The sequence below is a fragment of the Gallibacter intestinalis genome (genome assembly GCF_014982745.1).
GTDB lineage: Bacteria > Bacillota > Clostridia > Peptostreptococcales > Anaerovoracaceae > Gallibacter > Gallibacter intestinalis.
This window is the reverse complement of sequence record NZ_JADCKA010000004.1, coordinates 45,820-62,022: the sequence shown is the minus strand read 5'-3', so window position 1 is coordinate 62,022 and position 16,203 is coordinate 45,820. Positions and strand designations below refer to the sequence as shown.

11 protein-coding genes are annotated in these 16,203 nt (G+C 42.4%); 8 read left to right on the top strand and 3 right to left on the bottom strand.

From position 1 onward, the window contains the following. Positions 1–55 precede the first annotated feature (55 nt). Positions 56–961 carry a DDE-type integrase/transposase/recombinase gene (locus INF20_RS03555; RefSeq protein ID WP_226385021.1) on the bottom strand — a complete coding sequence of 302 codons (906 nt, stop codon included), beginning with the start codon at positions 959–961 and terminating at the stop codon, positions 56–58. Between the two features lie 208 nt (positions 962–1,169). Here INF20_RS03555 and INF20_RS03550 point away from each other — a divergent pair, with 208 nt between their 5' ends. From INF20_RS03550 to INF20_RS03535, 4 genes are all read left to right on the top strand, one after another. Continuing rightward, entirely contained in the window at positions 1,170–1,604 is a 435-nt protein-coding gene (locus INF20_RS03550; RefSeq protein ID WP_226385020.1) for a hypothetical protein, read from the top strand. A gap of 5 nt (positions 1,605–1,609) precedes the next feature. Beyond that, positions 1,610–2,104: a DNA-deoxyinosine glycosylase gene (locus INF20_RS03545; protein WP_226385019.1), complete on the top strand. Its 495-nt coding sequence runs from the start codon at positions 1,610–1,612 to the stop codon at positions 2,102–2,104. Positions 2,105–2,213: 109 nt separating this feature from the next. Beyond that, positions 2,214–3,773, top strand: a complete 1,560-nt coding sequence (gene hcp, locus INF20_RS03540) for a hydroxylamine reductase (protein ID WP_404812917.1) — start codon at positions 2,214–2,216, stop codon at positions 3,771–3,773. Positions 3,774–3,976: 203 nt separating this feature from the next. Continuing rightward, complete coding sequence (locus tag INF20_RS03535) at positions 3,977–7,396, top strand: hypothetical protein (protein ID WP_226385069.1); 3,420 nt, start codon at positions 3,977–3,979, stop codon at positions 7,394–7,396. A gap of 77 nt (positions 7,397–7,473) precedes the next feature. On the opposite strand, the gene INF20_RS03530 is transcribed toward INF20_RS03535, so the two are convergent. Together INF20_RS03530 and INF20_RS03525 are read right to left on the bottom strand one after the other, a co-directional pair. Beyond that, positions 7,474–8,880 carry an aminopeptidase gene (locus tag INF20_RS03530; protein ID WP_226385018.1) on the bottom strand — a complete coding sequence of 469 codons (1,407 nt, stop codon included), beginning with the start codon at positions 8,878–8,880 and terminating at the stop codon, positions 7,474–7,476. Positions 8,881–8,900: 20 nt separating this feature from the next. Further along, on the bottom strand, positions 8,901–9,935 hold the full coding sequence (locus INF20_RS03525; protein ID WP_226385017.1) for an acyltransferase family protein: 1,035 nt from the start codon (positions 9,933–9,935) through the stop codon (positions 8,901–8,903). A 114-nt stretch (positions 9,936–10,049) separates the two neighbouring features. Here INF20_RS03525 and INF20_RS03520 point away from each other — a divergent pair, with 114 nt between their 5' ends. The 4 genes from INF20_RS03520 to INF20_RS03505 are packed head-to-tail and all read left to right on the top strand — an operon-like array spanning position 10,050 to position 16,129. Next, positions 10,050–10,835: a 4Fe-4S binding protein gene (locus tag INF20_RS03520; RefSeq protein WP_226385016.1), complete on the top strand. Its 786-nt coding sequence runs from the start codon at positions 10,050–10,052 to the stop codon at positions 10,833–10,835. Next, positions 10,832–11,758, top strand: coding sequence for a fumarylacetoacetate hydrolase family protein (locus INF20_RS03515; RefSeq protein ID WP_226385015.1), 927 nt, complete (start codon positions 10,832–10,834; stop codon positions 11,756–11,758). The genes INF20_RS03520 and INF20_RS03515 overlap by 4 nt, the downstream gene beginning before the upstream one ends. A 31-nt stretch (positions 11,759–11,789) precedes the next feature. Then, positions 11,790–13,781: an oxidoreductase gene (locus INF20_RS03510; RefSeq protein ID WP_226385014.1), complete on the top strand. Its 1,992-nt coding sequence runs from the start codon at positions 11,790–11,792 to the stop codon at positions 13,779–13,781. A gap of 44 nt (positions 13,782–13,825) precedes the next feature. Beyond that, the gene (locus INF20_RS03505; RefSeq protein WP_226385013.1) at positions 13,826–16,129 is read left to right on the top strand and encodes a cation:proton antiporter; all 2,304 of its coding nucleotides are present in this window, start codon (positions 13,826–13,828) and stop codon (positions 16,127–16,129) included. Positions 16,130–16,203: the final 74 nt, after the last annotated feature.

The window sequence follows — 16,203 nt, the reverse complement described above, 5'->3', positions numbered from 1 at the left end:
GATAGCCTAATAGATATTAAGTTTCAAGTTGAGAACGTTTCTCAATAGGTGATATCTAGCCAAGTACAGACATAGGAATCTTGTTAGAACGGCACATATATCTGTACATCTGGTCTTTCAGATCTGTGTAAGAGTAGAAACTCAAGAAATTGTAAAATCTTTCTTGGTCGTTTCTATGGCTGCGTTCAACTTTGCCATTGTGCCATGGAGTTCTTGGACGAATCAGTTTGTGATTGATACCATAGCTTTTACAGAATTTATCAAAAGGATGTATGCGATGGTATTCTCTTGGATATGTGAACTCAAATCCATTATCAGTCTGAATAGTTTCAGGTTTGTATTTGAAGTAAGCTATTGCTCGTTTTACAAAATCAATAGTGCAGTAAGCACTTTGCTCACGATAAGGATAGATAAACCTTTCTCGAGAGGCTTCATCTATCATAGTGTATTGATAAAACTTATCAGGTATTTCACCTACATAGCAAACACGCGGAACATACTTTACATCCATTTGCCATTTGATTCCTAAAGAATCAGGAGTGTGATATTTTTGAGGCTTTCTTTTCTTCTTGGTAGAAACGGCTTTAGAAGAAAATCCTAATGACTTGTATATTCTGTAAAGAGAGCCAGGATGTCTGGAATAACCCTTTTGAGAACGAAGCTTACCGCACATTTCGCATAGAGAAATATGTGGATTTCTACGATGAAGATCTTTAATCCATTTAATTTCCAATTCAGTATGAGAATTTGGATGCGGTGTAATAGGTCTGTGGGACTTGTCTCTCAAAGAGTCTCTGGTACCGTCAAAACGCTTATTCCAACGCATCAGAGAGGCTTTGGAGATATGATACCTACGGCATACGAATTGTATAGAATTACCACCACGATACAATTTAACAGCATGGAATCTGGTATCAATTGTATGGGGCAAATATCGTTGAGAATGTGTTATACTATTCATAGCGATTGAAAGTCCTTTCGTTAGATGATTTTGTGGTAAAAACCATTCTAATGGACTCAATCGCTTTTTTCTATCATGAAAGTCTCACATCTATTGTAACGCTACATTAAAAAATTAATATACCATTACACTTTAAAGGACTTTTTAAATCAGATATAATTAAATATACAAAATAAAATTTACATTTAAAACAAAGCGGAGAAGCAATATGAAGTTTGAAGATAGTAAAAAATTTAGCTACAGTATGGATACAGCATGGCAAGCGCTAAAGATGGTAAATCGTCTTGATGTAGAGCCGGGCAGCCGTGTTGAAATAATATCCGATGATCAATGGAAGGCCTATGCTACAGGTCTTTTAGGCAAAGATACTGCATGCACTCTATATAAGGCAACCTTTGATGAAGCAAATCACAGTGTAACGGTAATTGGAGACAGGGATACTAAAAAGGAAGAGGATATTATAAAACTCTCCCTTGAGGAAGATGGAGAATGGGGAGTTGTTTTGTATCTTGAAATGGAAATAGGCTTTGGTGGCAACCCAATAGCTAAGGCCATAGGAAAGATGATGAAAAGCCAAATGCGCGATGTGGTAACTGAAAGCGTTTTTGGAAACTTTGAAATCCTCTGTCGTGAAGTGGAGTAGATGCCATGAGCGAGTATGTGCATGTAAAACATGGATTTAATCCGATATATAATGAAAATTCAAAAGTCCTGATACTGGGAACTTTACCTTCGGTAAAGTCCCGGGAAACGGACTTTTATTACGGTCATGGGAGAAACAGATTTTGGCAGGTGATAGCGGCTTTGACGGGAGCAGCGGTACCGGTAACGGTCGCGGAAAAGAAAAAGATGCTTCTTGAAGGAGGTATTGCCATATGGGATGTTATCGACGAATGTGACATTATAGGTTCCGATGATAGTTCCATAAAGAATGTGGTTCCCGCCAACATAAAGGGTCTACTTGACAAGACAGGGATAAAGAGAGTCTACGGCAATGGTGCCAAGGCGTGTCAGCTTTACGATCGCTTCATTAAGGAAAGCACGGGAGTTGATATAATAAAGCTGCCGTCCACCAGTCCGGCAAATGCCGCTTGGAATCTTGATAGATTGATAAAAGAATGGTCTGAAAAAATTAATTTCTAAATTTTTAATCCGTTGTTTCTACAACATACCTTTATCGTCAGAAGATATATAATGGGCACAGTTAAAACAAGGAACAGAGCAAAGGCTCTGAAGAAAATGAGGTAAAGGTATGAATAATATGATAAATGAAAAGATGTTCTGCTTCCAGTGTGAGCAGACGGCAGGTGGCAAGGGATGCGCCTTTAATGCGGGAGTTTGTGGAAAGAAAAATACAACCGCAAATCTGCAGGACAATCTGACAGGCTCCCTTATAACTTTGGCAAAGAATACACCAAAAGATAAGGAAGAAGAAACTGCAGAACTGATTTTAAAAGGTCTTTTTACTACAATCACAAATGTCAATTTTGATGATGAAACGCTAAAAACACTAATAGATGAAGTAAAAAATGCCGGAGGCAACGAGCCTTTTGATATGAAAAAGATTTGGAATGAAAATGAAGATATCAGATCTCTTAAGTCGCTGATATTGTTCGGAATTAAAGGAATGGCAGCTTATGCCTATCATGCGGCGGTTTTGGGATATAGGGAGCCAGTAGTTGATAGATTTTTCTTTGAAGCTTTAAGAGGCATAGGAGATATGAATGCAGATTTGAGAAAACTTCTGCCTATGGTTATGAAAACCGGCGAAATAAATCTTAAATGTATGGAGCTTTTAGATAGGGCCAATACAGAAACGTACGGAAACCCGATTCCTACCGCAGTAACGATGAAGGTTGAAAAAGGACCGTTTATCGTAGTTACAGGTCATGATTTGTATGATTTGAAAAAACTTCTGGAACAGACAGAAGGAAAAGGTGTAAATGTATATACCCACGGAGAAATGCTACCGGCGCACGGATATCCGGAGCTGAAAAAGTATCCTCATCTTAAAGGCAATTTTGGGACTGCATGGCAAAATCAGCAAAAGGAGTTTGCAGATATTCCGGGAGCGGTGCTGTTTACTACAAATTGTCTAATGCCTGTAAAGGATAGCTATGCAGACAGAGTGTTTACAACGGAAGTTGTGGAATATCCAGAAATGGTTCATATCGGAGAAGATAAAGATTTTACTCCAGTGATAGAAAAAGCCATTGAGCTTGGCGGCTATAAAGAAGATATGCTGTTTACAGGCATAAACGGTGGAAGCACATTGATGACCGGCTTTGCCCACGGAACGGTATTGGAAAAAGCTCCGGAAGTTGTTGAAGCTGTAAAAAGCGGAGAGATTAAACACTTTTTCCTGGTAGGTGGATGCGATGGAGCAAAACCAGGCAGAAACTACTACACTGAATTCGTTAAGATGACACCAAAGGATTCTGTGGTGTTAACCTTAGCTTGTGGCAAGTACAGATTTAACGATCTCGACTTGGGAACTGTGGCAGGACTTCCGAGAATAATGGATATGGGTCAGTGTAATGATGCATACAGCGCAATTAAAGTGGCTGTAGCCCTGGCGGAGGCCTTCGGATGTTCGGTTAACGAACTGCCGCTTTCCATGGTAATCTCTTGGTATGAACAGAAAGCTGTTGCAGTATTGCTTACTTTGCTTCACTTGGGTATAAAGAATATATATTTGGGTCCTACCCTTCCAGCATTTATATCGCCAAAGGTATTGGAACTGCTTGTGGACCAGTATAATATATCGCCAATCAGCACACCTGCAGAAGATTTGAAAAAGATGCTTGGATAAATCTAAACTCATGAATATAAAAGATATGCAAGGAGACCTAAAAAGGTCTTCTTTTGCTATAGTGCAACAAAAAATGAATTGTGCTTGAGAATATAAGTAGCTAAAATTATAAAGAAGTTAGGAAAGACTAACTAAAATTAACTAACTATATGATACGACAATGCTAATTATTAACAGAATAGAGAAAAGAAAGGAATCACAGGATGAAAGGAAAAACGAGTCTTAAAAAGAGGATTGCAGCTTTTGTAACTGCCTGTGCGGTGGCAGCACCATGCTGTTTTGTAGCGCAGCCAGCTAATGCTGCAGGTGAAGGCTTTATAAAATGGACAACTATGTTTGGTAGAAACGGCGGCGCTAGTATAGAGACTACTGCCGACAGCATTAATGCCGCAGAAAGGGAGACTACCGGTGAGGTGATTGCAGCAGGAGCTATCGACAGTCAAAAGATAGATCCTCAACCTGCCGATATAAAAGGTAAAAATGATGCCGCTTTAATTCTCTTTGCATCGGATGGCAGTATAACTTGGGAAAAATATGTAGGCGGCACGAATACTGATGTATTTAATGGAGTTACAGTTATCAACAGCGGTGGATATATTGCTGTAGGTTCGTCTCAGTCCAAAGATGGTGATTTTCAGGATATGAATCATGGCGGTTATGATGCGACCTTAGTTAAATTCGATTACGACGGTAATGTTACTGCAAAGGCAACTTTTGGTGGCAGTAGCAAGGATGAGTTCAACGATGTTATAAATACTACCGACGGTGGATTCTTGGCAATAGGATATACAAGTTCTGCTGACGGCACTATGGAAGGTATTAAAACTACCACAGACCAGGATGCTCTTATCGTTAAGTATGATAAAGATCTCAATGTGCAGTGGGTAAAAGTTTATGACGGCGGAGCGGAAGGTGCATCATATGAAAAAGCTGATGAATTTGAATCGGTTATAAGGTCAGCCGATGGCAGCTTTATGTGCGCTGGTTATGCCAACGCTAAATCAGAGGCCCTTGCAGTAAGATATGGGGAAGACGGAAGCATTATGTGGGAAAAGAAATACGGCGGTTCAGGTGATGATGTGATAAATTCCGTATCAAAGGCTCCTAACAATAAAACCGATAAAGATAAAATCGAAATCGATCCAGCGATGATTCCTGGAGGCTTTGTATTTTCAGGGACTTCCGACTCACAGGACGGCATATTTGAAGGGAAAAATACAACAGGTACCGATAATGCCTTCATAATGAAAATAGATATGAACGGTGAAGTGCAATGGTTAAATACTCTTGAAAACAGTGTAGGTGCCACAGGAGAAACAGTATTTGCCTCCGGTGAAGGCTATATGATGGCAGGCACATATAAAGCCGCAGACAATGATTTTACATCACAAAAATCTAATGGTGAAAGTGACATGTTTGTAGCTCACTTTGCAGCTACCGGTGATTTATTAGGTATGCAGACAGTAGGCGGAGATAATAGCGATAATCTAAAAGGCTTAATCAAAGGTGCCGATGACGATTATCTTATCTTTGGAAATACGAGATCTACATCTGGAGATTTGGCTGTTGCAGGCGGCGGTAGATATGACGGTTTTATGATGTGCATGGACAAAGATACAGTGGAAAACTATGCGGCTGAAAAATATCTTGTTCCTGTTAAAGCTTGGAAAGCAGACGCTGACGAACCTTCAATGATGGCAGATATGCTATATAAAGATGCCTATGTGGAAAAGACAGGAGAAGTTTATCAGATAACTGCATATTTCATTAACGCACAGATTATGGGTTCCCAGGTGAGCCCGGCAGGCCTCGGGGCAGTATCTTATGACCTTAATGGAACCATGACTCCGGCACTTTATGATGAGTATGATTCAACAACACAGGTTAAAACCGTGACCATAACGGCCACAAGCCTTGAAGAGCCTATAGCTATTCACATAGAGGATGCCATGGGCGATATAAGATTTGCCTTTGATGTATCCGGCATGCAGGAAACCGAAACTCCTCCGTATTTTGCACCGGTGGAAGTTACTCAGCCTGAATTTGCCAATGAATGGAAGACTAATATCGGCGGCAGCGATTACGACTACACAAACGATATGGCGCAGCTTGCTAATGGCAACACAGTAGTTGTAGGACAGACTTACTCTAATGATATGGATTTTAAAGACATGGTAAAAGGAGCGTCTGCTGCTTTCGTAAATATCTATAACGACAAGGGAGAACTTATAAAGACAAACACTCTCTCTGGTACTGAGTTTGACTCTGTAGCATATGCTTCATCGGTTGCGGCCTTTGAAGACGGTAGCTACATCGTTACAGGTGGATACACCGAGGGCTTTGGCGTAGAACCTACAGGAGACTTTAAAAATCTCAAAACAGCAGATAGCATTCATGGAGAAACCGATGGATTTATAGCAAAGTACGATAGCAACAATGAGCTTGTGTGGCTTAAAAATCTCAGCGGGTCCCAGCACGACCAGATAAAACAGCTAAAATCTCTTGAAAACGGAGAATATGTGATTCTCGTTGAAACTCTTTCAAAAGACGGAGATATGACAGGCCTTGAAACTGATTGGCTCTACGACCTTTTAGTAATCAAATATGATAAAAATGGAAAAGAGCTTTGGCGCAAACCACTTTCAGGCAGAAACATCGATTCCGCAAGCTTTGGTCTCGATGTGATGACTGACGGAGATTTCATAATAGGTGGCCACACATCATCTGGCAGCGGCGATTTTGACGGAATTCCTTGGTATGGTGATATATTTGATGTCTTTGCTGCTAAGATAGATTCGGAGACTGGCGAAATGCTCTGGATTAAGTCCTACGGCGGAGATAAAAATGAATACTGCAAATCTGTTGTAACAACCTCAGACGGCGGCTTTACTCTTATGGGAAATACAAAATCTGCAACAGATACATTCGCTCAGACAGGAACTTTCTACGACAACCCGTTTGTAATTAAATGTGATGCCGATGGAAACGAACAGTGGAATCATGTGATAAAGAGCAGCGAAGCAGGAGAAGCCACAGGCCTCGTTGAATTGGATGATAAATATATAGTTTACGGAAATTCTAGAGGCACTGATTTTGATTTTAAAGATAAAAATCATGGCAGCATGGATGTGTTTATAGCTGAATATGATAAATCAGGGCGGATGAATTCATTAGATACTCTCGGCGGCTCTATGGAAGAGTATGCAGCAAAGATGTTAAAGATAAACGATTATCAGATGCAGCTGCTCATGTGGGGAAAATCCAATGACGGTGACCTTCAGGATATGAATAAGGGTGAGTTCGATGGAACACTTTTAACATATAACTTCGCAGAAGGTCCAACTGACCCAACGGATCCGACAGACCCAACTAATCCGACAGACCCAACTAATCCTTCAAATCCGGAAAATCCTACAGGTGAGTCTGATACAGAAAAACCAGACGGAGCTGTAAATCCTACGGGCACATCTGGCTCACCAGAAGATAAAACTAATTCTGCCAAGGCAGATTATGCGGTAGAGACAGGAGATGAAAACGGAGACCTTCTAGGAGTACTTGCTGCAACTATGATTGGCTCAGCGGGAATGATGTATGTTGTAATGAGAAAGAAAAAATATAATTAAATAATTTGATATTAGCAAAAAGCCAGAAAAACGGAAATTCCCGCTTTCTGGCTTTTTTTGTGTGCATATATGAGCATTTATTTCATTTCTTTTAAGAACACTCCGTAACCCTTATATGCTTCGTAGATATCCGCTTTACTGGATACTTCCCAAGGGGCGTGCATGTTTAGTACGGCGATGCCGCTGTCGATAACGTTCATACCGTAATTTGCGGTAATATAGGCGATTGTTCCGCCGCCGCCCTGATCTACTTTACCCAGTTCTGATGTCTGGAATGCGACATTGGCGTTATCCATGATATTTCTCAGTTTAGCCATGTATTCGGCATTGGCGTCGTTTGAGCCGCTTTTGCCTCTAGCACCTGTATATTTGTTGAACACAAGACCCCTGCCGAAATATGCAGCATTGTTTTTATCAAAGCAGGATGCATATGAAGGATCGAAGGCTGCGCTTACATCTGAGGAAAGCATGAAGGAATTTCTAAGTGCTCGTCTCAGGTTAAGGCTTGAATATTCTCCGCACAGTTCCATGATTTCTGCCAGTGTATCCTCAAAGAAGTGAGAATGCATACCAGTTGCTCCTACGCTTCCGATTTCTTCTTTATCAACCAAGAGGCAGATGCCTGTTCTTGTAAAATATGCTGACTCTGCATCTAGGAAAGCCATAAGAGAAGTGTAGGCACAGATGCGGTCATCCTGACCGTAGCCCATGACCATACTTCTGTCAAAACCGAGGTCCCTTGCCTTTCCTGCAGGCACGACTTCGATTTCAGCTGAAAGGAAATCATCCTCTTCAATGTCATACTTATCCTTAAGTAGCTTCAGGATGTTTGCCTTAACGGCTTCCTTTTCCTTTTCATCTTCTTCGCTTTCGGCCTTAAGAGGTTGGCTGCCGATGAGCACATCCAGTTTTTCCCCTTCTATTACAGTGGCGGCTTTCTTTGCCATCTGTTCCCCTGCAAGATGAACTAAAAGGTCTGTTATGCAAAATATCGGGTCGCTTTCATCTTCTCCAACGGCGACGGTTATCACGGTACCGTCCTTTTTAACTACTACGCCATGAAGGGCAAGAGGAATGGTAACCCACTGATATTTCTTTATGCCTCCGTAGTAATGGGTGTCAAGATATGCCATTTCAGTACTTTCGTACAGAGGGTTTTGCTTAAGGTCCATTCGAGGGGAGTCAATATGGGCCCCCAGGATATTTGTTCCATCGCTTATAGGCGATGAACCAATAACGGCAAGCATTAGAGCCTTGCCCATAAAGTCCGCGTAAACCTTATCGCCGGCTTTAAGCTTTGTGCCGTTTTTAATTTTTTCGTCGAGATTTTCAAAGCCTTTTTTCTCTGCCAGTTCTTTTGAAAGGGCTACACACAGACGCTCGGTCTTTCCTTTGGAAATGAACTCCTTGTAGCCTTCGGAAAAGGCGTTGACTTGAGCTATGGTCTTTTCGTCATAGCTTGTCCATACATTTGTTTTTGTCATATTGATTTATCCTTCCTTTCTCATTTCGAAAAGTCTGTTGTATGTTTAAATTTGTTTTTTATCTTAGTTAAGCTGATTGATGATATCGCCGTTGTAAATTTGTCAAAGGGCCATGTGGAAAGCAGAAGCGTCAGAGCTGCACAGGATATTAGCAGCAGCAAAAGTTCCCAATTTGTGTCGATGCTCTGCAGTATATTGGTGTTGCAGCCAATCCATTTGTACACAAGACCGTGGAAAAGGTAAATGCTCAAGGTCTTTGTGCCCAGGAAAGAGATTTTGCATTCCTTATCATATATCAGCAGCATAACGGCAAAGGTGAGAGCCATTCCCACGGCATAACAGCCAAGCCTTATAACCATGCCCTCTAAAGGAGCCTGATGGAGAAAGTCGTACCCGTATCTTCCCTGAAGAACCCTGTCGTCCATGGTAAGGTGCCACTTGTCGAAGGCTAAAAAGATTGTAAAGGCTATTACAAATATCGCCGATACAATTCGCCCCCCCTTGCACCTCAATTTGTGAACGGTGTCCATATTTAGATAGACTCCTGTCAGATAAAATGGATAGAAGTATACTATCCTTGGAATTGACAGCAGGTTGTCTGCAAAGGGCCAAAAGCCTATGACAAGACCCAGGGCAACGGTGATGACCATTGCAACGGGGTAAGGAATTTTCATAACGTATGGTGTTATAGCCTTGTATACGAAAACAGACAACAGATACCAAAGGGAAAACTTCGGAATCCATAGAGCCAAATCCGGACTTGTTCCGATCACATAGGTGTATTCCAGATAATATAAGGTCTGAAATATCACATAGGGCACCAAAAACTTTTGAATCAGAGTACCCATCGCCTTTTTGCGTTTTGAGAAAAAGCCCGTTATGAATAAAAATGCCGGCATATGAAAGGCAAAGATATACCATTTAACAAAATCAATGGCTGATGTATTGCCGTATGCCGGATCTATCATATGTCCCGTAACGACGAGAAAAATCAGCAGCGCTTTGTAATTGTCAAAAAGATAGCTGCGTCCTTTTGCATCGTCTGTAAGCTGCAATCCTATCACCTCGCAAATTTGTTTTCATCATTGTTATTATATAAAACCGGATGATATAATACAAGAAGGGCAATGTTGTTTTTATAGGCAAACAGCCCGGTAAGGGGGACAATAATGAGTAAAACAGAAAAGTGTTTTGAGATTGCTTTCAGTCCCACAGGTGGGACAAAGAAGGCAGCGGATATATTGATTTCCGGCATGGGAGCTGTAACGGCAGATGTTATAGATCTCACAGACAGAAATGCGGATTTTTCTGAAATGGCCTTCGGAGAAGGTGATATCTGCGTAGTAGCTATGCCCGTGTTTGGTGGAAGACTGCCGCAGGTTGCTGCTAAGCGACTGGGACAGATCAAAGGTAATGGTGCCCTTGCGATTGCCGTTGCCGTATACGGAAACAGAGCCTATGAGGATGCTCTTTTAGAAACAGCGGATATACTTAAGGGAAACGGGTTTAAGGTCATTGCGGCGGTTGCGGCCTTGGCGGAGCATTCCATAATGAGAAGATTTGCCGCAGGAAGACCGGACGAAGAGGATATAAAAGTTCTGGAAGGCTTCGGTGCTAAGATAGCAGCAAAAATTGAAGCTGATGCAGGAGATATGACAGACTTTGAGATTCCCGGAAATAGACCATACAAGGAGCTAAAAGTGGCTTCTCTGATGCCGGAGGTCGATGGGTCAAAATGTATAGGCTGCAAGCTGTGTGCAAGGATATGTCCTGTTGGTGCCATCGACGAAAAGGCGACAACAGAAACCGATAACAGCCTTTGTATAGGATGTAATAGATGCATATATTATTGCCCTAAAAAGGCAAGAAGCCTAAACCCGGAAAAGCTGGCTGCCCTTGAGGAAAAGGTAGGCGCGGCACTGTCAGGCAGAAAGGAGAGTGAACTTTACATATGAAGCTACTTACATACAGACACGGAAGACAGGAAAGGACAGGGTATCTTTCCGAGGACGAGACGAAGATAATAGATCTTAAGGACATAGGAATAGATAATAGCTCCATGAATGAGCTTATAGAAACCCTTTCCCTAGAAGAACTTCTCGATTTGAGAGAAGAGGCGAAAAAGAACGGTACCGAGGAAAGGGCTTTGGAAAAGGCAATTTCTCTGGCAGATGTAAAGCTTCTTTCTCCTATTCCAAGACCGAGACAGGATGTTATCTGCCTTGGTATAAACTATGCCGCCCATGCGGAGGAATCAGCAAGATATAAAAAAGAGGCATTTAACAGGGAAACATATCCGATTTATTTTGCCAAAAGAGTAAATGAAGCGGTGGCGGACGGCGATCCGGTGGATGCTCACAGTGACATGTTTAAAAATCTCGATTACGAGGCGGAGCTGGCGGTTATTATAGGAAAAAGCAAAAAAGACACCGGCATATGCAGAAATGTAAAGGGTGAGGATGCAAGCAAGCATATATTTGGATATACCATCTTAAATGATATAAGTGCCAGGGAAATACAGACAAGGCATAAGCAGTGGTATTTTGGTAAGAGCCTTGATGCCTTTACTCCTATAGGCCCGTGGATAGTTACGGCAGATGAGATAGCTTATCCGCCGGAGCTGGCAATCCGCTCCTATGTTAACGGAGAACTGCGACAGGACAGCAATACAAATCTTTTGATAAACGATATAGATTACATCATTGAGGAATTGAGTCAGGGCATGACACTACTTCCGGCAAGTATAATTTCCACAGGAACGCCTGCAGGTGTGGGAATGGGTTTTGAGCCGCCGAAGTTTATGAAACCTGGTGATGTGGTCACATGCGAAATAGAAAAGATAGGAAAGATTACAAATCCTATAGAGGATATGAAATAGACGGTAAATACGACAGGCAAAGGAGGATGAAATGAAATACGAAAATCTTTTCAGCCCGATAAAAATCGGTAACTGTGAGATCAAAAACAGATTTGCCATGGCTCCTATGGGACCTTTAGGATTGGCCGATGCGGAAGGCGGCTTTAATCAGAGAGGTATCGATTATTACACAGAAAGAGCCAAAGGCGGTACAGGCCTTATAATCACCGGAGTTACTTTCTCGGACTGCGAAGTGGAAACCCAGAGCATGCCTAACTGCCCTAATTCTACTTATAATCCGGTACATTTTGTAAGAACTTCCAGAGAAATGACAGAAAGAGTGCATGCTTACGGTGCAAAGATGTTCTTGCAGATGTCAGGTGGCTTCGGCAGAGTTACGATTCCTACTAATCTAGGTGAATTCCCGCCGGTGGCACCTTCCGAAATCCCTCACAGATGGCTGGATAAAATGTGCAGACCTCTTACGGTGGAGGAAATAAAGAGCATAGTAAAATCCTTTGGAGACGGAGCATACAATGCCAAGAGAGGCGGCTTTGACGGAGTGGAAATCCATGCCGTACATGAAGGATATCTTTTGGACCAGTTTGCAATCTCCATGTTCAATCTGAGAAATGACGAATACGGTGGCTCTTTGGAAAACAGATTAAGATTTGCTAAAGAGGTGGTAGAGGAAATCAAATCAAGATGCGGAGAGGATTTCCCTGTTGCCTTAAGATACAGCGTAAAGAGTATGATAAAGGACTGGAGAGAGGGAGCTCTTCCGGGAGAAGAATTTGAAGAAATGGGAAGAGATATCGAGGAAGGTCTTGAAGCTGCAAAGCTTTTAGTTTCCTATGGATATGATGCCCTTGATACAGATGTTGGAACATACGATGCTTGGTGGTGGAATCATCCGCCTATGTATCAGGAAAAGGGTCTTTACAGAGAATACTGCAGAATGGTCAAGGAAGTTGTTGATGTTCCTGTTCTCTGTGCAGGCCGTATGGACGACCCTGAGATGGCATCCAAGGCTATCGCTGACGGAGACTGCGATGTAGTCAGCCTGGGAAGACCTCTTCTAGCAGACCCTGACTATGTAAACAAGCTGAGAGCAGGCAGACTGGATGAAATCAGACCTTGCATTTCCTGTCAGGAAGGCTGCATGGGCAGAATCCAGGAATACTCCATGATAAACTGCGCAGTAAATCCTCAGGCGGCAAGAGAAAGAGCCATGAGCTACAATCCTATTCTCAAGAAAAAGAGGGTGCTAGTTGTAGGCGGCGGCGTTGCCGGCTGCGAAGCGGCAAGAGTACTTGCTATCAGAGGTCATGAAGCGGAACTCTTTGAAAAGAGCGACAGACTGGGCGGAAATCTGATTCCGGGCGGCGCTCCTGATTTCAAGGAAGATGATATTGCCCTTGCACACTGGTATGAAAGACAGCTGGAGCTTCTCGGAGTAAAGGTTAACCTTAACAGTGAAGTGACAAAGGACGATGTGCTTAAAGGAAATTGGGATGCGGTAATCATCGCTACAGGCTCACAGCCTAAGGTGTTCTCCTTGGGAGACGATGATAAGGTATTTACTGCAGCCGATGTGCTTACGGGAGAAAAGAATCCTGGAGACACAACTGTAGTTATAGGCGGAGGCCTTGTAGGTTGTGAAACTGCCCTTTGGTTGGCACAGGACGGAAAGAAGGTAACCTTAGTTGAAGCCCTGGATGCGCTTATGGCAGTAAACGGACCAATTTGTCATGCTAACAAGGACATGCTGGAAAGACTTGTTCCTTACAGCGGTGTTGAAGTGATTACCGGTGCAAAGGTGACAGGATACAGCGGCGGCAAGCTGACCTGTGAAACTCCGGAAGGCACTAAGGAAATACCTTGTGACAGCGTAATCCTTTCCGTGGGATATAAAGAGGAAAACAGCCTCTACCACGAACTGGAATTTGATATTCCTGAGATTTATCTTCTGGGGGATGCCAAGAAGGTATCAAATATAATGTACGGAATATGGGATGCCTTTGAAGTGGCGAACCATATCTGATATACTAAAGCGATATAAGTTATAACCGATGATTAAGGAGGAACATGCACTTAGACCATCTGATAATTGATTTAGCTTTAATACTTATAGCGGCCAGTGTGGCTACGCTTATAATGAAAAAATTAAACCAGCCTATAGTGCTGGGATACATAATTGCGGGATTTCTCATCAGCCCAAACTTCATTTACCTGCCAACGGTGGTAAGGACAGAGGATATAACATCCTGGGCGGAAATAGGTATCATATTCCTTATGTTTGCCTTGGGGCTGGAATTCAGCTTTATAAAAATCGCCAATGTGGGAGGCAGTGCCTTTGTCACGGCTCTGACGGTAATGGGAGCCATGCTGTTCATAGGCTTTGGAGCAGGTCAGCTTCTGGGCTGGAGCGAAATGGACTGCATATTCTTAGGCGGAATGCTTTCCATGTCTTCGACGATGATAATACTGAAAGCTTATGAGGAATATAAGCTCAAGAAGGAGAAATTTGCCCAACTTGTAATGGGGACGCTGGTGATAGAAGATATCGCCGGTATCTTCATGCTTATAGTGCTTTCGGCGATTTCCGTAGGTCAGGGAATTTCCGGTATAGGCCTTGTCAGCGAAATAGGAACTTTGCTTTTAATGTTGGTGGTATGGCTCATTGTGGGCATATATCTGATACCGACTTGCCTTAAGGCGATTGCAAAGCTTTTAAACGATGAGCTTCTCATTATAGTTTCTTTGGCCATTTGTATGGGAATGGTACTGATAGCCAATGCCATAGGCTTTTCCAGCGCCCTAGGTGCATTTATGGCTGGTTCCATACTGGCGGGAACTGTCAGGGGAGAGGTTATCGAAAGGCTTACAAAACCGATTAAGGATCTGTTCGGCGCGGTATTCTTTATTTCCGTGGGAATGCTGATTCAGCCGAACATGCTGGTGGAATACATATGGCCTATAATCATAATAAGTATCGTAACCATGTTCGGTCAGATGATATTCTCAACCTTGGGCATGCTCTTTTCAGGACAGTCCCTGAGAACTGCCATGAGAGGCGGATTTAGCATGGTGCAGATAGGTGAATTTTCATTTATCGTTGCATCCTTAGGTATGAGCCTTGGAGTAATAAGTGATTTCCTCTATCCTATCGTGGTATGCGTTTCCGTTATAACATCATTTTTGACACCGGTGTTTATTAGAAATGCGGAAAGAGCCTACGGTGTGGTGGACAAGCTACTTCCTCAGGGGGCTAAAGTGTTCTTAAAGAGAAACACATCTGAAAGGCAGATGACCGACGATAAGGATGACGATTGGAAGAGATATCTTAAAAGGATTGGTACAAGGACATTTATATGTTCTACTGCCATGTTTGTGATATATCTTTTGAGCGTCAATTATATGCTGCCGTTTTTCCAAAAGTATTCCACTGCAGATGGCGCCCTGTACATCACTGCGGGTATATCCGTTGTGGTTATGATTCCTTTTGTGGCGCTTATGCATGGTACAAACAAGGTTTTGTATACTAAGCTATGGATGAAGCATAAGGCAAATAAGCTGCCTCTTTTAACGCTACAGTTCATGAGAGTGCTTATAGCTTCCGCATTTATAGCTTTGACTTTAAACAGGCTTTTGGACTGGCCTTTCCTTTTGGTAATGATAATCGCCATAATTCCGGCGTCATTTATCGTAAGATCTGAGTATATAAGGGGAAAGACAAAGCGTATTGAGATGAGCTTTGTGGCAAACTTTTATGAAAAGACCTTGGCGGCTCGTAAGAGAGAAAGGGCGAGAATGGGTACACATAACTGGCTGGACCAGTCGATCCATGTGGTGAGGTTTTGCATAGTTAGCGCTGAAGAAGGCCTAAAGGTCATGGATGTGGGAAGAAGCCGATATGTGCATCTTGGCGTTATCAAGGTTATAAGAGGAGATAAGCATTACAATATGCCTCAGGGAACCTTTGAGCTTAAAAAGGGAGATATACTTACAGCTATTGGTACCCATGAGGAGATTGAAGCTTCGCTGCTTAAGCTGGAGGAAATGGAATATATCGAAAAGATAGAGTATCCGGAAGAAACCTTAAAGGACTATATCTACGGTCAGACCTTCCATCATATACCTCCGGAAAAACAGATTATATGCGTACCGATAAATGTCAGTGAAGATTTGTTCTTTGTAAATAAATCCATTAAAAATTCCAGGATAAGAGAAAGGTACAAGGGCAGCGTCATCGGTATAGAGAGAAACAACCTGCCGATAACTCATCCTAATATCTCCACTGTAATTCAGCCGGGAGATTTGTTGTGGGTAATCGGTACCAAGGAAATGGCTACAAAGATGTTCAAGGATGATATCCTTGGTAAGGTATAGAAAAATTCAATATGTAAATTAAATTAAAACGGTGGTATTCCACAATGCGGTGATACCACCGTTTTGCGTTGACG